Here is a 17,586-nt window from a genome sequence, read left to right on the forward strand (position 1 = left end):
GTATCGGCCGCCGCGCTGCTCGAGCGCATTGACCAGCGTGGTCATGATGCGTGCCCCGCTGGCGCCGAGCGGATGCCCGATCGCGATCGCGCCGCCGTTGACGTTCGTCTTCGCCAGGTCCGCGCCGGTGTCCTTGGCCCAGGCCAGCACAACTGGCGCGAACGCCTCGTTGACCTCGAACAAGTCGATGTCGGCCAGAGTCAGCCCGGCGCGCCGCAACACCTTCGCCGTTGCCGGGATGATGCCGGTCAGCATGTAGATCGGGTCGTCGCCGACCACGGTCGTCGCGTGGATGCGGGCCAACGGGCGCAGTCCGAGCCGCTTGGCGATCTCGCTTGTGGTGACCAGCACCGCGGCGCTGCCGTCCGACAGCGGCGACGAGTTGCCCGGGGTGATCTCCCAATTGATTTGCGGGAACCGGGCTTTCATCGTCTCGTCGTAGAACGCCGGCTTCAGCGCGGCGAGCGTGTCGATTGTGGTGCCGGGCCGGATGATCTCGTCGGTGAACAGCCCTCCGATCGGGGCGAGCTCGTTGTCGAACAGCCCGTCCTTGGTGGCCCGCGCCGCCTTCTCGTGGCTACCCGCCGAGAAGTCGTCGAGCTGCAGCCGGGAGAAGCCCCACTTGGCGGCGATCAGCTCGGCGCTGATGCCCTGCGGCACCAGGCCGTCGGGGTAGCGCTGCGCGACGGCCTCGCCGAACGGATTCGTGCCGGGCAGGATGCTCGAGCCCATCGGGGCGCGCGACATCGACTCGACGCCGGCGGCGACGACGATGTCCTGGGCGCCGGAGATGACCGCCTGCGCGGCGAAGCTGATGGCCTGCTGGCTGCTGCCGCACTGCCGGTCGATCGTGGTGGCCGGAAGGGTTTCCGGCAAACCGGCGCCGAGCACGGCGTTGCGGGCGATGTTGAGAGCCTGATCGCCGGCCTGGGTGACGGCGCCGGCGATGACGTCGTCGATGAGATTCGGATCGATGCCGGTGCGCTCGACCAGGGTGCGCAGGGAGTGCGCTAGCAGGTCGGTCGGATGGACGCCGAAGAGGGCGCCGCTGGGCTTGCCCTTGCCGATCGGGGTGCGAACCGCGCCGACGATCACTGCGTCGCGGCCTACGAATGCGGTCATGTAAGGAACCTCCTGCTCACCGCTGAGCGTTGTATTATGCAACCAACTCAACAACCAACCGGTGGGTCAAATTCCGTGGCCACGCCGCGGCGATCCAAGTCACATCATTTGGTGAAGCAGTACGAGTCGCTGGACGCGTCGCCGCCCTGCAGCCGCACCTGGTGCACCCGCAGGCCGCGGAAGTCGTCGCCGCGCGGGAAGAACCGATCGTCGGGCACCAGGCCGCCCGCCGAGACGTCCGCGTCGAGCTTCGCCATCCATGCCCCGACCCCGTCGGGGTAGAACACCTCGTCCCATGCGGCATACAGCGAGTTCGTGACGTAGACCCGCCGGCCGTCACGGCTGATCTCGACCATCTGCGGGCCGCCGCCCAGTGGCAGGTCCGGCACCGCCGGGTGCGGCGCTCGTCGGACGATCCCGCCGAGCCGAACCGAACCGGTTTCTCGCGGGTGCACTGGGTCGCTGACGTCGTATTGCTTGAGTTCGCCTGTGCCCCAGCAGGACACGTACAAGAAACGGTCGTCGACGGACAGGTCGATGTCGGAGACCAGCGGCGGCACCGCACCGAACGGCTTGAGTGCCGGCGGCAGGTCATCGGCGTCGGCGGGCTCCGCCGGGATCGTGATCACCTTGTCGACCGACCAGCCATCGCCGTCCTTGTGCCACAACCAGACCGATGCGGACAAGTCCTCGACGCTGATCACCACGCCGGCGAACCCGAACGCCATGGTCGGGTCGTGCGCCGGACGAAGCTCGAGCACCATCTGGTGTTGGTCTCCGAGGTCGACGCGCTGGGTCAACCTGCGCTCCGACAGGCTCCAGAAGTTCAGGTGGTGGCCGAACTTGCGGCCGAGCAGGTCTTCCGGGTTGAGGCCGTTTTCGATCATCGACGGCGTCGCCCACTCCGACGTAATCACGGTGTCGTAGTTCAGGTGCCACCACATGTCGTAGGCGAAGAACTGCGAACCGCGATCGCGCTCCCACCGCCCGATCACCTCGAACGTGTCGTGATCGATCAGCGCGACGCCGCCGGGGCCGTCGTCGTCGTTGGCGCCGCCCAGCGCCGACATGAAGATGCCGCCCGGGCCGCAGTGCACGGTATGCGGGCGCGAATATCCGGCCTTCGCCGCGAGCTCGGCGGCCTCGATGGTGTGGGTGAGAGCCGGCCGTCGGGGATCGGGTTTGACGTCGAGGACATAGGTGTTCGACGACCGAATGCCGGGCACCAACAAGTAACGCCGCTCCAGCTCGTGGTGACCCTCGTGGCACAGCGCGCTCGAGCACGCGTTCCACCCGAAGTGGTGCAGCTCGTTGCCGGCCGTCGGCAGCTCGGCCCAGCCGACCACGCCGCCGTACGTCGAGGACGCCGGCTCGCAGTCGACCACCGCGATTGCATCATTTTCGCGGCCCGCCGGGTCAAAAGCGGCCACATAGGCGAGCTGCTCGGGCGCGGCGGCGACGGCGGCGTCGGGGCTGCGGTAAAACGTCGGATCGGTCGTAGGCATGCCGATGATCATCCTCCGCCCACGCCACTTGCGGGCCGCGTCGAGAAAGGCCGGGACTATGCCGATGTGCCGCCGCTGCGGATCATCTACACCGACTCGGACAGTAGCGCCGAGGTCGGCGGATCGCAGTAGCGACTACTTGGCGAGCCGCAGGAATGCCCGACCCCGCGGGGAAAGCCGATACCCGACGTCGAGGCTGAGGGTTAGTCCGAGGCCCTTGAGCCGGCGCACACGCCGCTTGAACCGCGGCACGTCCAAGCCGACCCGGGCTGCCAGGTCCGGCGCGCGGACCGCCTCATTGGCGGCGATGAGCCGCAAGTACTCCCGCGTCCATCGCGGGCCGCTCGCGTCGTCCCAGCGATCCAGCCGGGCCGCGATGCCCGCCACATCGTCGTCGCTGAGCCGATCATCGGCCGCGAGCCCCGGCCGCTCGTCGGGGGCCAGGTAGGACACTTTGATCGCGTAGGTGTGGCGGGCTGGCCGGCGATCCAGCTCCTGCTGTGCGGTCAGCGTGTCCGGATAACCGGCCGCGCGGGCCTGCGCGGCGGTGACGCGGTAGTCGGCCGGATACTCGGTGACGTCGTCGATGCGGATCGTGCCGGCCGGTGTCCGCTGGGTGCCGCCGGGTTTGGCGCGCGCGGCGTCCCATCGTCGCAACACCAGCGTGATGCTGCCCTCGGCAATGCCCGCGGCGGTGGCCCGGTTCAGCAGCACAGCCGCGATCGTATGTCCGGCCGACGTGGTATGCCTGAAACGTGTCCGATGTCCGGCCCTGCGGCTCCGATGTCCGACGGCCTCTTTGACCTTCCCGGCACCGGGGCCACGGCCGCCGACAACCGCAGCGCCGGCGCGGGGGTGACGACGCCGTTGGCGGTGCGTATGCGCCCGGCCTCGCTCGACGAAGTGGTCGGACAGTCGCACCTGCTCAAGCCCGGCTCGCCGCTGCGCCGGCTGGTCGAGGGATCCGGCGCCGCGTCGGTCATCCTGTACGGGCCGCCCGGCACCGGCAAGACCACGCTCGCGTCGCTGATCTCGCAGGCCACCGGCCGTCGCTTCGAGGCGCTCTCGGCGGTGTCGGCAGGTGTCAAGGAGGTGCGCGCGGTCATCGAGACGGCCCGCCGCGCCGCCGCGCACGGCCAGCAGACCGTCCTGTTCATCGACGAGGTGCACCGCTTCTCCAAGACCCAGCAGGACGCACTGCTCGCCGCCGTCGAGAACCGGGTGGTGCTGCTGGTCGCGGCCACCACTGAAAACCCGTCGTTCTCGGTCGTCGCGCCGCTGCTGTCGCGGTCGCTGATCCTGCAGCTGCATCCGCTGACCGCCGAGGACGTCGAAACCGTCGTGCGGCGCGCCATCGACGACGAGCGCGGGCTCGGCGGCAAGATGCCCGTCGAGCCCGACGCCGTCGACCTGCTGGTCCAGCTATCCGCCGGCGACGCCCGGCGGGCGCTGACCGCGTTGGAGGTCGCCGCCGAGACCGTCGCCGACAACGGACCGGTGACGGTCGCCAGCATCGAGCAGTCGCTGGACAAGGCGGCGGTCCGCTACGACCGCGATGGCGACCAGCACTACGACGTGATCAGCGCGTTCATCAAATCGGTGCGCGGTTCAGATGTCGACGCCGCGCTGCACTACCTGGCGCGAATGCTCGTCGCCGGTGAGGACCCGCGGTTCGTCGCGCGGCGCCTGATGATCCTGGCCAGCGAGGACATCGGCATGGCCGACCCGACGGCGCTGCAGACCGCGGTCGCCGCCGCGCAGACGGTCCAGCTGATCGGCATGCCCGAGGCGCAGCTGACCCTGGCGCACGCGACCATCCACCTGGCCACCGCGCCGAAGTCCAACGCGGTGGTCGCGGCCATCGGCGCCGCGATGAACGACATCAAAGCGGGCAAGGCCGGCCTGGTTCCGGCCCACCTGCGCGACGGCCACTATTCCGGCGCCACCAGGCTCGGCAACGCGGTCGGGTACAAGTACTCCCACGACGACCCGGATGGCGTTGTGCCACAGCAGTATCCACCCGACGAGCTGGTCGGCGTGGATTATTACCGGCCCACCGACCACGGTGCCGAGCGCGAGATCGCCGGGCGCCTGGACCGGCTGCGCGCGATCATCCGCAGGAAGCGAGGCTGACGCACCCTTGACAGTCGCCACATGCCCCTCTAGATTGCTAATCAACTAATAGGTTGATCAAAGAAAAGGTTGATTAATGGGCGAAGCGGCCGACATGGGCGACGCCCGGCTGGACCGCGCATTCCTGGCGCTGGCCGACTCGGTGCGCCGGGCGATCGTCGCGCGGCTCTCCCGCGGACCCGCGACCGTCAACGAGCTTGCAGCGCCGTTCGACATCACCAAGCAGGCCGTCTCCAAGCACATCCAGGTGCTCGAGCACGCCGGTTTGGTCACCCGCAGCCGCGACGCCCAGCGCCGGCCGGTGCACCTCGACGCGGCCGCGCTGGAGGCCCTGACCGCCTGGATCGACGGCTACCGGCTCACCGCCGAGCGCAACTACCGCCGACTCGACGCGCTGCTCGCGACGATCACCACCCCGGACGACTTCGGCGCACCGGACACACCGCAGAAACGCGACACACCCGAGAAAAAGGAGGACAACCAATGACACACCCGCTCAACCTGCGCGCGCCCGTCGACACCCTGGCGATGGAGTTCACCCGCGAGTTCGACGCTCCGGTGGCCGCGGTTTTTCGCGCGCACGCCGAGCCCGACTTGGTCAAGCAGTGGCTGGGACCGCACGGCATCGACATGCAGATCGAGCGCTGGGATTTCCGCGCCGGCGGTGGCTACCGCTACCTGCATCAGAACGAGAGCGGTCAGTACCGGTTCAACGGCGTCTTCCACACGGTTCGGGAGAACGAGCTCGTCATCCAGACGTTCGAGTTCGAAGGGGCGCCCGACATGGTGAACCTGGACTTCATGTGGTTCGAAGACCTGGGCGGGCGCACCAGGCTCCGCGGCCGGTCGATCTGCCCAAACGTCGAGGCCCGCGACGCGTTGCTGTCCTCGGGCATGGAAGGCGGCATGCGCGAGGGCTACGAGCGGCTCGACAAGGTGCTGCAAGGCCTGTAACGCACTGCAGGCGATCGGTTGTCGTGATGACACGGCCCGCGCAGGGTCACCCCATTCCGCGCGCCGGACGGCCCGTCATTGCGTGAGAGGCCGCCGCAGACCGGCGACCCTCAGCCGCCAAACCCGGCTAGCGCCGCAAAATGCCGGAGCGCCTGCGGTCGTAGAAGCCGGCCACCAGCGCAACACCCAACGCCGCTATCACGACCTGTACCAGCAATTCCATCCAATCGATGCCCCTGGTATCGGTTGGAATTCCCATGGCGCGCGCCAGCGCGGTGCCAAGAAACGCGGCGCCGATACCCACCAGGATCGTCAGCCAGACCGGGATGTGCTGTCGGCCAGGAACGACCAGACGGCCGAGCGCACCAACCAAAAGGCCGATGAGGATTGCGCTGAAGATGCCAGTGATAGTCATAATTCCTCCCAATTGGGATGTGGCTGGCGATCACATACCCTGCGGGCACGCTGAATAAACGCGCGCGTCAGTTCTGGTGTGGCCACCCGACGGGAATGCGAGGATCGTCCGCATGAGCACCGCGGGTCCGTCCATCGCGGGTTCGTCGCCGTGTGCTGCACCGGCCGAAACGGTTTGGGCCGTTTGGACTAACCCCAGCGGATGGCGGGGTGACGTCATCAAGGCCGCGACGATCGACCGGCCGTTCGGTATCGGCGCGAAGATAACGACAACGGTGAAGGGCTACCCGCCGTTGACGACGGCCGTCACCCGAGTCGAACCGCCCAGGCTGTGGATCGGCGTGGCGAAGGCGCCCGGGCTGACCACGACCATTGAGCACGTCATCGAGGCCGCCGAGGTAGGCACATGTTTGACCGAGCGTGCGACGTTCAGCGGTCCGCTGGCCGGTGTGGCCGCACGTCTGATGGGCAAGCGCCTGGAGACGACGTTCGGCGCCACGACCGCGCACTGCGCGCGTCTGGCGGAGGCGGCCGCTTCGGCGGGCTGACCGGCCCCGGGGCGTGCCCTGAGCGCGCCGAAGCGGCACGGAGGTCAGGTCAGCTCGGGCACCCGCAGATGTGCCAGCGCCAACTCAAACTCGCGCTCGTCGAGCTCCTCGACGCCCGCTTCGCGAATCTTCTCGCGCTTGAGAGTCGCTGACTGCTCGCGGTTTCGCTCCATCGCTTCGCGGCTGTCGAACAACACCGAGGACACCGAACGCCCGGAGGCGCGGTCGACCAGAAGGCTGGCACTGCAGAAACCTTCCAGGTTTTCGATCTCGGGCAGGACGGAAGTCTTGTAGTACTCGATGTTGCCGTCCATCTGGGCCGGATCGCCCCTTACCCACGTGACCCGCGCGCAGGCACCATCAGCCGAGCCGTGGTCGCGATGCAGCACCGCGATCTCCCACTCTTCGACCTTCTCCACACTGCCCTGCAATTGCTGCGCGGCACGGTCGCGCAGCTGGCTGGCCTTTTCCGCGCTCGCGCGCATCGCCTCCTCGGTCTCCCAGGCGGTGGTGATGATGCAGCGGCCGGATGCGCGATCGACCAGTGCCGATAGGCCGATGCATCCGTCCATGGCCTGCAGCGCCGGCATGGTCTCGTCGCGGATATGCGCAATCCCGGCGTCGATTGACGAGGATTGTCCCTGCACAGTGGTAGAACGTGCGTGCACGGTCCACCCCCTCTTCTTCGGGGCGGCGCCCCGGTGGCGCCACCGGTCCACCGACCACCTTGCGCCGTTGATCTTGTACCCGATGCCGATCCGGCAAAGTTACCGACGGTAACGATCCGTACCATCGAGACATGGACTCCGACGTGCTCGACATCGACACCTCGCGCCGGCGGATTGTCGACCTGACCGACGCGGTGCGCAAGTTCTGCACAACCCACGGCGACGGCCTGCTCAACGTGTTCGTGCCGCACGCGACGGCCGGTTTGGCGATCATCGAGACCGGCTCCGGCTCCGACGACGACCTCGTCGACACGCTGGAACGGCTGCTGCCTCGCGATGACCGCTACCGCCACCAGCACGGTTCGCCGGGTCACGGGGCGGATCACGTGCTGCCCGCGATCGTCTCGCCCTCGGTGACCGTGCCGGTAGCCGACGGTGAGCCGCTACTGGGCACCTGGCAAAGCGTGGTCTTGGTCGACCTGAACCGCGACAATCCACAACGGAAGGTGCGGTTGAGTTTCGTCGACGGCTAGCGATCGGCACCACAGCGTCGACTGGATCGTTGATCCAGTACGGACCGGTAATGTATTGGCGGTCGAAAGCCGCGCTTAACCAAGAACAGCGACAGCACTGTGCAGACACATGAGATCAGGAAACGCTTCCTGGATCACTTCGTAAAGGCAGGCCACACCGAAGTGCCCAGCGCCTCGGTGATCCTTGACGACCCGAACTTGCTGTTCGTCAACGCCGGCATGGTGCAGTTCGTGCCGTATTTCCTCGGCCAGCGCACGCCGCCCTACTCGACGGCCACCAGCATCCAGAAATGCATCCGCACGCCGGATATCGACGAGGTCGGCATCACCACCCGGCACAACACGTTTTTCCAAATGGCCGGCAACTTCTCGTTCGGCGACTACTTCAAGCGCCGCGCCATTGAGCTGGCTTGGACTCTGCTGACAAATCCGATCGAAGACGGCGGCTACGGTTTGGATCCCGAAAGGCTGTGGGCCACCGTCTACCTGGACGACGACGAAGCCGCACAGCTGTGGCAGGAGGTGGCCGGCCTGCCCGAGGAACGCATCCAGCGTCGCGGAATGGCCGACAACTACTGGTCGATGGGCATTCCGGGCCCGTGCGGCCCGTCGTCGGAGATCTATTACGACCGCGGCCCCGAATTCGGCGCCGCCGGCGGGCCGATCGCCAATGAGGACCGCTACATCGAGCTGTGGAACCTGGTGTTCATGCAGAACATCCGCGGCGAGGGTCCCGCCAAAGAGGGTTACGAGATCCTGGGCCCGCTGCCGCGCAAGAACATTGACACCGGGATGGGCGTCGAGCGGGTGGCGTTCGTGCTGCAGGGCGTGCACAACGTCTACGAGACCGATCTGCTGCGCCCGGTCATCGATATGGTGGCCGCGCGTGCGCCGCGCGGCTACGACGTCGGCAATCACGACGACGATGTCCGGTACCGCATCATTGCCGACCACAGCCGCACCGCGGCCATCCTGATCGCCGACGGCGTGAGCCCCGGCAACGACGGTCGCGGCTACGTGCTGCGGCGGCTGCTGCGTCGCATCGTCCGCGCGGCGAAACTGCTCGGCATCGATGGGCCGATCGTCGGCGACTTGATGGCTACCGTGCGTGACGCGATGGGCCCGTCATATCCCGAACTGGTTACCGACTTCGAGCGGATCAACCGGATCGCGGTGGCCGAAGAGACCGCGTTCAACCGCACGCTGGCGTCGGGCTCGCGGCTGTTCGAGGAGGCTGCCAGCGCCACCAAGGCGTCCGGCAACACGGTGCTCAGCGGCTCGGACGCGTTCGCTTTGCACGACACGTACGGTTTCCCGATCGATCTGACGCTGGAAATGGCCTCGGAGGCCGGACTTTCCGTCGACGAGGAGGGTTTCCGGGCGCTGATGGCCGAGCAGCGCCAGCGCGCCAAGGCCGACGCGGCCGCCCGCAAGCAGGCTCACGCCGACCTGTCGGCATACCGCGAGCTGATCGACACGGGGCCGACAGAGTTCACCGGCTTCAACGAGTTGACCTCCGAGGCAAAGATTCTCGGCATCTTCGTCGACGGCAGGCGGGTGCCGGTCGTCGCGCACAGCCCGAACGGATCCGGGGCGGCGCCCGAGCGCGTGGAGCTGATCCTGGACCGCACCCCGTTGTACGCCGAATCCGGCGGCCAGCTCGCCGACGCCGGCACGATCACCGGTACCGGCGCCGGGGGCGCGGCGAAGGCCGCAATCACCGACGTGCAGAAGATCGCCAAGACGCTTTTCAGTCATCGCGTCAACGTCGAGTCCGGCGAGTTCGTCGAGGGCGACACCGTGGTAGCCGCCGTTGATCCGCGGTGGCGCCACGGTGCCACGCAGGGCCACACCGGCACCCACCTTGTGCACGCCGCGCTGCGACAAGTACTGGGCCCCAACGCAGTTCAGGCGGGGTCGCTGAACCGGCCCGGATATCTGCGGTTCGACTTCCGATGGCAAGGCGCGCTCGATGAAGGCCAGCGCACCCAGATTGAAGAGGTCACCAACGAGGCCGTGGAGGCCGACTACCAGGTGCACGACTTCATCACCGAGCTCGACAAGGCGAAGGCGATGGGCGCAATGGCATTGTTCGGCGAGCAATACCCCGATGAGGTCCGGGTCGTTGAGATCGGTGGGCCGTTCTCGCTCGAGCTGTGCGGCGGCACCCATGTGCACAACTCGGCACAGGTCGGCCCGGTGACGATCCTCGGCGAGCAGTCGGTCGGATCGGGTGTGCGCCGGGTCGAGGCCTATGTCGGGCTGGACTCGTTCAAGTACCTGGCTAAGGAGCGGGCGCTGCTGGCGGGCCTCGCGGCGTCGCTGAAGGTGCCGTCCGAGGAGGTGCCCGCTCGGGTCGCCACCCTGGTCGAGCGGCTGAAGGCCGCCGAGAAGGAGCTCGAGCGGTCACGGCAGGCCGCGGCCAGGGCCGCGGCGGCTAACGCTGTCGCCGGGGCCGAACAGATCGGTAGGGTCCGATTCGTGGCTCAGCGAATGTCGGGGGAGACGACGGGCGCGCAGCTACGAAGCCTGGCGGGTGACATCCGCGGTCGGCTGGGCTCAGAGCCGGCAGTGGTCGCGCTGATCGCCGAGGGCGAGAACGACACGGTGCCGTTTGTGGTCGCGGCCAACGCCGCGGCACAGGACTTGGGCTTGCGCGCCAACGAGCTGATCAAGCAGCTCGGCGCGGCAGTCGACGGACGCGGCGGCGGCAAGGCCGATCTGGCGCAGGGCTCCGGCACGAACCCCGATGGCATCGACACGGCACTGTCGGCGCTGCGAGCAGAAGTCGCGCGGAGCTAGCTGCGTGGCTTACCGAAAGGACCGCTTGCCGGACCGGCCCGGCGGCGACGATCCAGGACGTGGCCGCCGACTGGGCATCGACGTCGGCAGCGTGCGGATCGGGGTGGCATCAAGCGATCCGGACGGCGTCCTGGCCACGCCGGTCGCGACCGTGCGCCGCGACCGCTCCGGTAAGCATCTGCGCCGCCTTGCCGAGCTGGTCGACGAGCTGCAGGCCGTCGAAGTCGTTGTCGGACTGCCACGTACGCTCGCCGACCGAACCGGGCCGGCCGCCGAGGATGCGATCGAGTTGGCCGATCGGTTGGCCGACCGAATCGCACCGATACCGGTGCGTCTGGCCGACGAGCGGTTGACCACCGTCAGCGCGCAACGGTCGCTGCGCGACGCCGGGATACCCGCGAAGGGTCAGCGCGCGGTGATCGACCAGGCCGCGGCGGTCGCGATTCTGCAGGGCTGGCTCGACCAGCGTCGCGGGGTGACCCGTGGCTAGCCACCGCGATCGCGACCGCGCCCAGCCGGTGGCGGTTGGACCGCCCCGGCGCGGGATGTCCCGCGCTCAGCGAGTGCGCGCGCAGCGCAACCGCAGGCGTCGTCAACTGGTCGGCATGACCTCGCTTGCCGTGCTGATCGTCGTGCTGGTCGGCGCGGTGTTCCTCGGGTCCAGGCTGTGGCACGGCGTGTTCGGCGGCGGCGATTACAGCGGCCCAGGCAAACGCGACCTGGTGATCCAGATCCACACTGGCGACTCGACCACCGCGATTGGCCAGACGCTGCACGAGCATCAGGTGGTCGCCACGGTCCGCGCGTTTGTCGATGCGGCACATGGCAACTCGTCGATGTCATCGATCCAGCCCGGGTACTACAAGATTCGCACCGAGATACCGGCGTCCGACGCGGTCAAGCGGCTCGTCGACCCGCAGAACCGAGTGGGCAAGCTGGTGATCCCGGAGGGGCGACAGCTCGACGACGTCCAGGACATCAAGTCCAATGCGGTCACCGAGGGAATCTTCAGCCTGATCTCCCGGGCGACCTGCGTGCTGCTCGACGGGGAGCGGCGCTGCGTGCCGGTTTCGGAGCTGCGCCAGGTGGCCGCAACCGACGACCCCGCCAACCTCGCCGTGCCGGATTGGGCGCTCAGGCAGGTCACCACGATGAACGGCGACCATCGCCGGATCGAGGGACTGATCGCGCCGCGCACCTGGGACATCGATCCGTCGGCCACGCCGCGGGAAATCCTCTCGCAGCTGATCGGCGGCAGCGCCAACCAATACGGCCAGGACGGTCTGCTGAACACCTCCCAGGCGTTGGGCATGACGCCGTATCAGATCCTGACCGTGGCCTCGCTGGTGCAGCGTGAATCCAAGCCCGCCGACTTCGACAAGGTCGCACGGGTCATCTACAACCGGCTGCATGTGCACCAGAAACTGGAATTCGATTCGACGGTGAACTATCCGCTGGACCGCATCGAGGTGGCGACCAGCGACGCCGATCGGGCCAGCAACACGCCGTGGAATACCTATGTGCTGGACGGACTTCCGGCCACGCCGATCGGCTCGCCGGGGGCGCCGGCGCTTTCGGCCGCCGAGCACCCGCAGCCCGGCGACTGGCTGTACTTCGTCACCGTCGACATGCAGGGCACCACGCTGTTCACCAAGGACTACCAGGAACACCTGGCGAACATCGAGCTGGCCAAGCACAACGGTGTCCTCGACAGCGCACGGTAAGTTGGGCGGCCAGCAGCGCACCGACGGGGGGATGGACTCCGGGCCGCGTCGCGCGGCGGTGCTGGGTTCGCCGATTGCCCATTCGCGGTCACCGCAGCTGCACCTGGCCGCCTACCGGGCTTTGGGCCTGAACCGGTGGACTTACCACCGGATCGAATGCACCGCCGAGCAATTGCCCACCGTGGTAGCCGGTTTCGGTCCCGAGTGGGTTGGCGTGTCGGTCACGATGCCGGGCAAGTTCGCGGCCCTACGCATCGCCGACGAACGCACGCCGCGCGCACGGCTCGTCGGGTCGGCAAACACCTTGGTGCATACCGCCGATGGTTGGCGGGCGGACAACACCGACGTCGACGGTGTGGCGGGTGCGTTGGGTTCGGTGGCCGACGCTGCGATCGTGATCGGCTCGGGCGGCACGGCCCGGGCCGCGGTCGTCGCCCTCGCCCGGCTTGGTGTTTCGTCGGTGACCGTGGTCGCACGCGATCGCGGTAAGGCCGCGCCGTTGGTGGAGCTGGGCTCGGAAGTGGGCATCGAAGCGCAGTGGCTCGACTTCGGCAGCCCCTCCCTGCCCGACGAGGTGGCCGGCGCCGGCGCGGTGGTCAGCACGATCCCGGCGGATGCGGCCGCGGCGTACGTGGCCACGTTCGCGCGTGCGCGTCTGCTGCTCGACGCGATCTACGATCCCTGGCCGACACCGCTTGCCGCCGCCGTGACCGCCGCGGGCGGGACGGTGATCGGCGGGCTGGAGCTGTTGCTGCATCAGGCGTTCGCGCAGGTGGAGCTGTTCACCGGGCAACCGGCGCCGAAAGCGGCGATGCGTGCGGCGTTGGGGTCACCCTAGCTCGCCGGCAAAACGGTGTGGTCCTCGTCGGGGCTATTTGTGGTTGGGCTGGTTGTGCGGCCAGAAGACCCACGCGGCACCGGCAAGTGAGCGCGCATCGGTGCGTACCCCGATGGTGGTGTCAGCCGTGCCCGTCGCCGTTCAGTTTCGGCGGGGCCGTCAGCAGGTGGTGGTCGGCGATCACGTTCTCCAGCGCGGCGACCCAGTGGTCGTAGTACTGCCACTGGCCCCGCGCCGATTCCGGCGCGCCTTCCCATGACGCAATCGCGGCAATGAGGCTCGCCTGGAAGTCGTCCCAGGTGTAGTGGCCGAACTCCGACAGCGCGACGGCCAGGCCGAACGCGCGGCGCTGCCACTCGGCGTCGAACTGGGGCGCCGCCTGATCGGTTGTGCACGCTTCGTGCAGTTTCATGACACGGGTCCGGCCAGCGCGACGCCCATCATCGATTCCGTCGTCACCAGGTTCATCAGCGCGTCTTCGGTGAAACCCGCTGTGCCGGAGGGACGTTCGGGAATCACGAACCACCGAGAATGACCGCTGCTGTCCCACACTTTGATCTCGGTGTCCTCGGGTAGGTCCACGCCCACTTCGCGCAGCACCTTGCGCGGCTCGCGCGCCGCGCGGGCCCGGAATACCGGATCCTTGTACCAGTACGGCGGCAGACCCAGCACCGGCCACGGAAAACATGAGCAGAGCGTGCAGATGATGAGGTTGTGCACGCCGGGCTCATTCGCGACGGCCTGGAGGTGCTCACCCTCGGCCCCGGCCATGCCCTCCGGAAGGTCGAGTTCGGCAATCGCGGCCGGGGTGTCGACGACGACGCGTTGCGCGAAAGCCGGGTCCGTCCAGGCCTTTACGACGATCTTCTTGCCGTTCAGCGGTGTCATCTCGGACTCGAAGTAGGCCAGCACCTTGTCCACGGTCTGGCCGCTGATCACGCCCTTTTCGATCAACAGCGATTCGAGTGCGGCGACCTTCGCGGCGCTCGACTGTTCGCGGTCTGGGGGATAGGCGAACTGGCCGCTCATGCGACTGCCTCCAAATATGCCTCGAACAGTTCGGCGTAAATCGTCTCCGGGCCCGGCTCGGCGCGCTCGCCCCACAGTTCGGCAGGCGGGAACTCGACGATGTAGATCGGCATCGGATCGCCGATGCCGTCGCCGGTGTGGCGGAAGTAGGCGTAATCACCCTCGAAAACCCGTTGCACCGTGCCGATCCGGGCGCGCAGGTATCCGGGCAGTCGAGTATGCGCGCCGGCCGGGACGTTGGTGATCCGGACCTTGTCGCCGACCGCGAACTTGGCGTGCGCGACGTCGCGGCGCGGGCTGTCACCCTTGTGCAGATATTCGAGGACCTGCTCGTCGATGGCGGGAATCGGGTCAGCGGCCGGTGTCTGCTCGCCGTCGAGTTGTTTTGTGCGTTTGGTCAACTCGTCTTGGCTGATGTAGCCCTTGTCGATGAAGAACTGCGTGATGCCGCCTAGCCATTTCTCGTAGTAGCGGAACTTGAAGTAGTCGAACGGGTTCATCGCTTCGGCGCCCGTGCGCAAATCCGCCCACGTCCACTCATCCTTGAACGCGGTCGGCACCTCGGAAATCGGGTACCGCGGCAAGGCCGAATCCAAGTGGTTCGAAAGCCCCATCATCGCGACGTGGATGCCGAAGATCCGCTTCTCCCACTCCTGGACAAACACTCGCTTTTCGAGGTTCAGCGGTTCCGGCAGTCCGTCGAGGCCACCGAGATAGTGCTGCAATTTCATTACGCCGGACTGCCTTCCGCCGATGTTTCCGGTTCACCCGCTGGCTGACGGGTCAGCACCTTCGCCAGGTATTCCGACAATAGGCCGAACGACGCGCCCAGCAGGCACGCCACGGCCGCGACGAGCCCGGGGTGCGAGATCGTGGTCACCGTGATGGCGTTGCCGGTGCCGGCGACGGTCGACACGGTGCTGGCGAACCCGACGACCACCGCGGGCGTCGTCGACAACAACGGCACCACCGAAACCAGCACCATCACCGCGCTGCCGACGCCCACCGCCAAGGCCGTCACCCACAGGCTGGCTCCCATCAGATGCGCGGCGTACAGGCTCGCCGTGGCGATGATCACGCCGACGAGGTTGCTGGACAGTGAGCGCACCCAGCCGACGATGCCGCCGCCGACGAAGAACAGCGAGGCCCACGACAGGAAGACCACCCAGATCGGGACGGTGATCACCTCGGCGGTCAACACCACCGCCACGCCGCCGAGTACGCCGATGCTCAGCGTCAGAGCGGATCTTGAATCCATGGCCACCACGCTGATCCGGCCGTGTTTCCGACGCGTGACGCCGTGCTTTCAATCCGTTTAATGCCGGGTCGGCGCGAGATTGGGCGCTGAACTCCCGGAACCGCGCCCGAACCGCGGGCCGAACCGAGTGACCGAACCGCGCCTGGACCGCCCCAGAACCGCCCCGAAACGGCGCAAAGCTGCGGTGTGCCGAGGCCACCAGCCCGACGTGGGAAGATGGGACGCGTGTTGCGATGGACCACGGCGGGCGAGTCACACGGTCGCGCGCTGGTGGCCGTGCTGGAAGGCATGGTCGCCGGTGTCCGCGTCACGTCCGCCGACATCGGCGCGCAGCTGGCCCGCCGCCGCCTCGGCTACGGCCGCGGCGCCCGGATGAAGTTCGAAGCCGACCAGGTGACGATGCTGGCCGGCGTGCGGCACGGCAGCACGCTCGGCGGACCGATCGCGATCGAGATCGGCAACTCCGAATGGCCGAAGTGGGAAACCGTGATGGCCGCCGACCCGGTCGACCCCGCTGAGCTGGAGAGTGTCGCCCGCAACGCGCCGCTGACCCGGCCGCGGCCCGGCCACGCCGACTATGCCGGCATGCTGAAGTACGGCTTCGACGACGCCCGCCCGGTGCTGGAGCGAGCCAGCGCCCGCGAAACCGCGGCGCGGGTGGCCGTCGGCACGGTCGCTCGGGAGTTCCTGCGTCAGGCGCTCGGCGTCGAGGTGGTGTCGCATGTCATCTCGATCGGCGCGGCCCAGCCGTACGACGGCCCGCCGCCGCACGCGTCGGACCTGGCCGCGATCGACGCCAGCCCGGTTCGCGCCTACGACAAGGCCGCCGAAGAAGCGATGATCGCCGAGATTGAGGCCGCCAAGAAGGACGGCGACACCCTCGGCGGCGTCATCGAGGTGGTCGCGCTCGGCCTTCCGATCGGGCTCGGCTCGTTCACCAGCGGCGACAACCGGCTCGACAGTCAGCTGGCGGGCGCGGTGATGGGTATTCAGGCGATCAAGGGTGTCGAGATCGGCGACGGGTTCGAGACCGCCCGCCGCCGCGGCAGCGTCGCCCACGACGAGATGTATCCGGGGCCCGGCGGCGTGCTGCGGTCGACGAACCGCGCCGGCGGCCTCGAGGGCGGCATGACCAACGGCCAGCCGCTGCGCGTGCGCGCGGCGATGAAGCCGATCTCGACGGTGCCGCGGGCGCTGGCCACCGTCGACATGGCCACTGGCGACGAGGCCGTCGCGATCAATCAGCGGTCCGACGTGTGCGCGGTTCCCGCCGCCGGTGTGGTGGCCGAGACCATGGTGGCGCTGGTGCTCGCGCGTGCGGTGCGGGAGAAGTTCGGCGGCGACTCGCTGGCCGAGACCCACGCCAACATCGCCTCCTACCTGCGTGCGGTGGCGGCGCGCGAGTCGCACGATATCGCCAGGGCGTCCGGATAGATGGCGCCGAAGGCTGTGCTGGTCGGCCTGCCGGGATCCGGCAAGTCGACGATCGGCCGTCGGCTGGCCAAGGCGTTGGACACCACGCTGCTGGACACCGACGTCGCGATCGAGCAGCAGACCGGCCGCACCATCGCCGACATCTTCGCCACCGACGGCGAGCAGGAGTTTCGCCGCATCGAAGAGGACGTCGTGCGGGCCGCGCTCGCCGAACACAACGGCGTGCTGTCGCTCGGGGGCGGCGCGGTGACGTCCAAGGGGGTGTGCGACGCGCTGGACGGCCACACCGTCATCTACCTGGAGATCACCGCCGCCGAGGGGGTGCGCCGCACCAGCGGCAGCACCGTGCGCCCGCTGCTGGCCGACGGCGACCGTGCCGAGAAGTTCAAAGCGCTGATGTCGGCGCGGGCTCCGCTGTACCGCCGGGTCGCGACGATCAGGGTCAACACCAACCGCCGCAATCCCGGCGCGGTGGTCCGCTACATCGTGGCCAAGCTGGAAAACCAGCCCCCGCCCAAATCCAGGCGCCGGCGGCGGTCGGCGTGGCGCAGGCCGCCGATCTCGTTGGCGCCCAGCGCATCCGATGACGGGCCGCCGCCAAGCCCGGCGGCATTGGCCTGCCGC

The 17,586-nt window shown here is 68.2% G+C and carries 19 protein-coding genes and 1 pseudogene; 11 read left to right on the forward strand and 9 right to left on the reverse strand.

The features are described from left to right. From VE759_RS20815 to VE759_RS20825, 3 genes are all read right to left on the reverse strand, one after another. The coding region (locus VE759_RS20815; protein ID WP_324935965.1) for a thiolase family protein at nt 1–1,122 on the reverse strand (1,122 nt) is incomplete at its 3' end. 104 nt (nt 1,123–1,226) lie between these two features. Next, complete coding sequence (locus VE759_RS20820) at nt 1,227–2,627, reverse strand: selenium-binding protein SBP56-related protein (protein WP_324935967.1); 1,401 nt, start codon at nt 2,625–2,627, stop codon at nt 1,227–1,229. A gap of 135 nt (nt 2,628–2,762) precedes the next feature. Beyond that, nucleotides 2,763–3,341 (reverse strand): hypothetical protein, encoded by a 579-nt coding sequence (locus VE759_RS20825; RefSeq protein WP_324935969.1) that lies wholly within the window; start codon nt 3,339–3,341, stop codon nt 2,763–2,765. Nucleotides 3,342–3,410: 69 nt separating this feature from the next. Here VE759_RS20825 and VE759_RS20830 point away from each other — a divergent pair, with 69 nt between their 5' ends. The 3 genes from VE759_RS20830 to VE759_RS20840 all read left to right on the forward strand — a co-directional run bounded on the left by VE759_RS20830 (nt 3,411) and on the right by VE759_RS20840 (nt 5,714). Next, the gene (locus VE759_RS20830) at nt 3,411–4,760 is read left to right on the forward strand and encodes a replication-associated recombination protein A (RefSeq protein WP_324936043.1); all 1,350 of its coding nucleotides are present in this window, start codon (nt 3,411–3,413) and stop codon (nt 4,758–4,760) included. Between the two features lie 76 nt (nt 4,761–4,836). Continuing rightward, nucleotides 4,837–5,247 (forward strand): metalloregulator ArsR/SmtB family transcription factor, encoded by a 411-nt coding sequence (locus tag VE759_RS20835; RefSeq protein WP_324935971.1) that lies wholly within the window; start codon nt 4,837–4,839, stop codon nt 5,245–5,247. Then, a complete protein-coding gene (locus VE759_RS20840; protein ID WP_324935973.1) occupies nt 5,244–5,714 on the forward strand; it encodes an SRPBCC family protein in 471 nt (156 codons plus the stop codon). The genes VE759_RS20835 and VE759_RS20840 overlap by 4 nt, the downstream gene beginning before the upstream one ends. Before the next feature lie 127 nt (nt 5,715–5,841). Here VE759_RS20840 and VE759_RS20845 read toward each other — a convergent pair whose 3' ends face one another. After that, nucleotides 5,842–6,129 carry a GlsB/YeaQ/YmgE family stress response membrane protein gene (locus VE759_RS20845; RefSeq protein ID WP_324935975.1) on the reverse strand — a complete coding sequence of 96 codons (288 nt, stop codon included), beginning with the start codon at nt 6,127–6,129 and terminating at the stop codon, nt 5,842–5,844. A 112-nt stretch (nt 6,130–6,241) separates the two neighbouring features. Between VE759_RS20845 and VE759_RS20850 the strand changes: the two genes are divergently transcribed. Further along, on the forward strand, nt 6,242–6,676 hold the full coding sequence (locus VE759_RS20850) for an SRPBCC family protein (protein WP_324935977.1): 435 nt from the start codon (nt 6,242–6,244) through the stop codon (nt 6,674–6,676). A 44-nt stretch (nt 6,677–6,720) separates the two neighbouring features. Here the strand turns inward: VE759_RS20850 and VE759_RS20855 are convergent, their stop codons facing one another. After that, nucleotides 6,721–7,344 (reverse strand): hypothetical protein, encoded by a 624-nt coding sequence (locus tag VE759_RS20855; RefSeq protein ID WP_324935979.1) that lies wholly within the window; start codon nt 7,342–7,344, stop codon nt 6,721–6,723. A gap of 143 nt (nt 7,345–7,487) precedes the next feature. Between VE759_RS20855 and VE759_RS20860 the strand changes: the two genes are divergently transcribed. From VE759_RS20860 to VE759_RS20880, 5 genes are all read left to right on the forward strand, one after another. Beyond that, the gene (locus VE759_RS20860) at nt 7,488–7,877 is read left to right on the forward strand and encodes a secondary thiamine-phosphate synthase enzyme YjbQ (protein WP_324936045.1); all 390 of its coding nucleotides are present in this window, start codon (nt 7,488–7,490) and stop codon (nt 7,875–7,877) included. A gap of 99 nt (nt 7,878–7,976) precedes the next feature. Next, nucleotides 7,977–10,679: an alanine--tRNA ligase gene (gene alaS, locus VE759_RS20865; protein WP_324935981.1), complete on the forward strand. Its 2,703-nt coding sequence runs from the start codon at nt 7,977–7,979 to the stop codon at nt 10,677–10,679. 4 nt (nt 10,680–10,683) lie between these two features. Then, nucleotides 10,684–11,169: a Holliday junction resolvase RuvX gene (gene ruvX, locus VE759_RS20870; RefSeq protein WP_324935982.1), complete on the forward strand. Its 486-nt coding sequence runs from the start codon at nt 10,684–10,686 to the stop codon at nt 11,167–11,169. Nucleotides 11,170–11,224: 55 nt separating this feature from the next. Then, a complete protein-coding gene (gene mltG / locus VE759_RS20875) occupies nt 11,225–12,403 on the forward strand; it encodes an endolytic transglycosylase MltG (RefSeq protein ID WP_324936047.1) in 1,179 nt (392 codons plus the stop codon). 31 nt (nt 12,404–12,434) lie between these two features. Further along, nucleotides 12,435–13,241, forward strand: coding sequence for a shikimate dehydrogenase (locus tag VE759_RS20880; RefSeq protein ID WP_324936048.1), 807 nt, complete (start codon nt 12,435–12,437; stop codon nt 13,239–13,241). A 121-nt stretch (nt 13,242–13,362) separates the two neighbouring features. On the opposite strand, the gene VE759_RS20885 is transcribed toward VE759_RS20880, so the two are convergent. The 4 genes from VE759_RS20885 to VE759_RS20900 are packed head-to-tail and all read right to left on the reverse strand — an operon-like array spanning nt 13,363 to nt 15,528. Next, nucleotides 13,363–13,653 carry a nitrile hydratase accessory protein gene (locus VE759_RS20885; protein ID WP_324935984.1) on the reverse strand — a complete coding sequence of 97 codons (291 nt, stop codon included), beginning with the start codon at nt 13,651–13,653 and terminating at the stop codon, nt 13,363–13,365. After that, entirely contained in the window at nt 13,650–14,270 is a 621-nt protein-coding gene (nthA, locus tag VE759_RS20890) for a nitrile hydratase subunit alpha (protein ID WP_324935986.1), read from the reverse strand. The genes VE759_RS20885 and nthA overlap by 4 nt, the downstream gene beginning before the upstream one ends. Beyond that, entirely contained in the window at nt 14,267–15,001 is a 735-nt protein-coding gene (gene nthB, locus VE759_RS20895) for a nitrile hydratase subunit beta (protein WP_324935988.1), read from the reverse strand. The genes nthA and nthB overlap by 4 nt, the downstream gene beginning before the upstream one ends. After that, nucleotides 15,001–15,528 (reverse strand): DUF1097 domain-containing protein, encoded by a 528-nt coding sequence (locus VE759_RS20900; RefSeq protein ID WP_324935990.1) that lies wholly within the window; start codon nt 15,526–15,528, stop codon nt 15,001–15,003. The genes nthB and VE759_RS20900 overlap by 1 nt, the downstream gene beginning before the upstream one ends. Nucleotides 15,529–15,753: 225 nt before the next feature. Here VE759_RS20900 and aroC point away from each other — a divergent pair, with 225 nt between their 5' ends. Together aroC and VE759_RS20910 are read left to right on the forward strand one after the other, a co-directional pair. Next, on the forward strand, nt 15,754–16,962 hold the full coding sequence (gene aroC / locus VE759_RS20905) for a chorismate synthase (protein WP_324935992.1): 1,209 nt from the start codon (nt 15,754–15,756) through the stop codon (nt 16,960–16,962). Next, nucleotides 16,963–17,484: pseudogene (locus VE759_RS20910) on the forward strand (shikimate kinase); the annotation flags it as partial. Nucleotides 17,485–17,586 lie beyond the last annotated feature (102 nt).

This window comes from Mycobacterium sp., assembly GCF_035640695.1.
GTDB lineage: Bacteria > Actinomycetota > Actinomycetes > Mycobacteriales > Mycobacteriaceae > Mycobacterium.

Coding starts and splice junctions, on each gene's coding strand:
- VE759_RS20820 (WP_324935967.1), bottom strand. CDS start 2,627: ATGCCTACGACCGATCCGACGTTTTACCGCAGCCCCGACGCCGCCGTC.
- VE759_RS20830 (WP_324936043.1), top strand. CDS start 3,411: ATGTCCGACGGCCTCTTTGACCTTCCCGGCACCGGGGCCACGGCCGCC.
- VE759_RS20835 (WP_324935971.1), top strand. CDS start 4,837: ATGGGCGAAGCGGCCGACATGGGCGACGCCCGGCTGGACCGCGCATTC.
- VE759_RS20840 (WP_324935973.1), top strand. CDS start 5,244: ATGACACACCCGCTCAACCTGCGCGCGCCCGTCGACACCCTGGCGATG.
- VE759_RS20845 (WP_324935975.1), bottom strand. CDS start 6,129: ATGACTATCACTGGCATCTTCAGCGCAATCCTCATCGGCCTTTTGGTT.
- VE759_RS20850 (WP_324935977.1), top strand. CDS start 6,242: ATGAGCACCGCGGGTCCGTCCATCGCGGGTTCGTCGCCGTGTGCTGCA.
- mltG (WP_324936047.1), top strand. CDS start 11,225: ATGTCCCGCGCTCAGCGAGTGCGCGCGCAGCGCAACCGCAGGCGTCGT.
- VE759_RS20880 (WP_324936048.1), top strand. CDS start 12,435: ATGGACTCCGGGCCGCGTCGCGCGGCGGTGCTGGGTTCGCCGATTGCC.
- VE759_RS20885 (WP_324935984.1), bottom strand. CDS start 13,653: ATGAAACTGCACGAAGCGTGCACAACCGATCAGGCGGCGCCCCAGTTC.
- nthA (WP_324935986.1), bottom strand. CDS start 14,270: ATGAGCGGCCAGTTCGCCTATCCCCCAGACCGCGAACAGTCGAGCGCC.
- nthB (WP_324935988.1), bottom strand. CDS start 15,001: ATGAAATTGCAGCACTATCTCGGTGGCCTCGACGGACTGCCGGAACCG.
- VE759_RS20900 (WP_324935990.1), bottom strand. CDS start 15,528: ATGGATTCAAGATCCGCTCTGACGCTGAGCATCGGCGTACTCGGCGGC.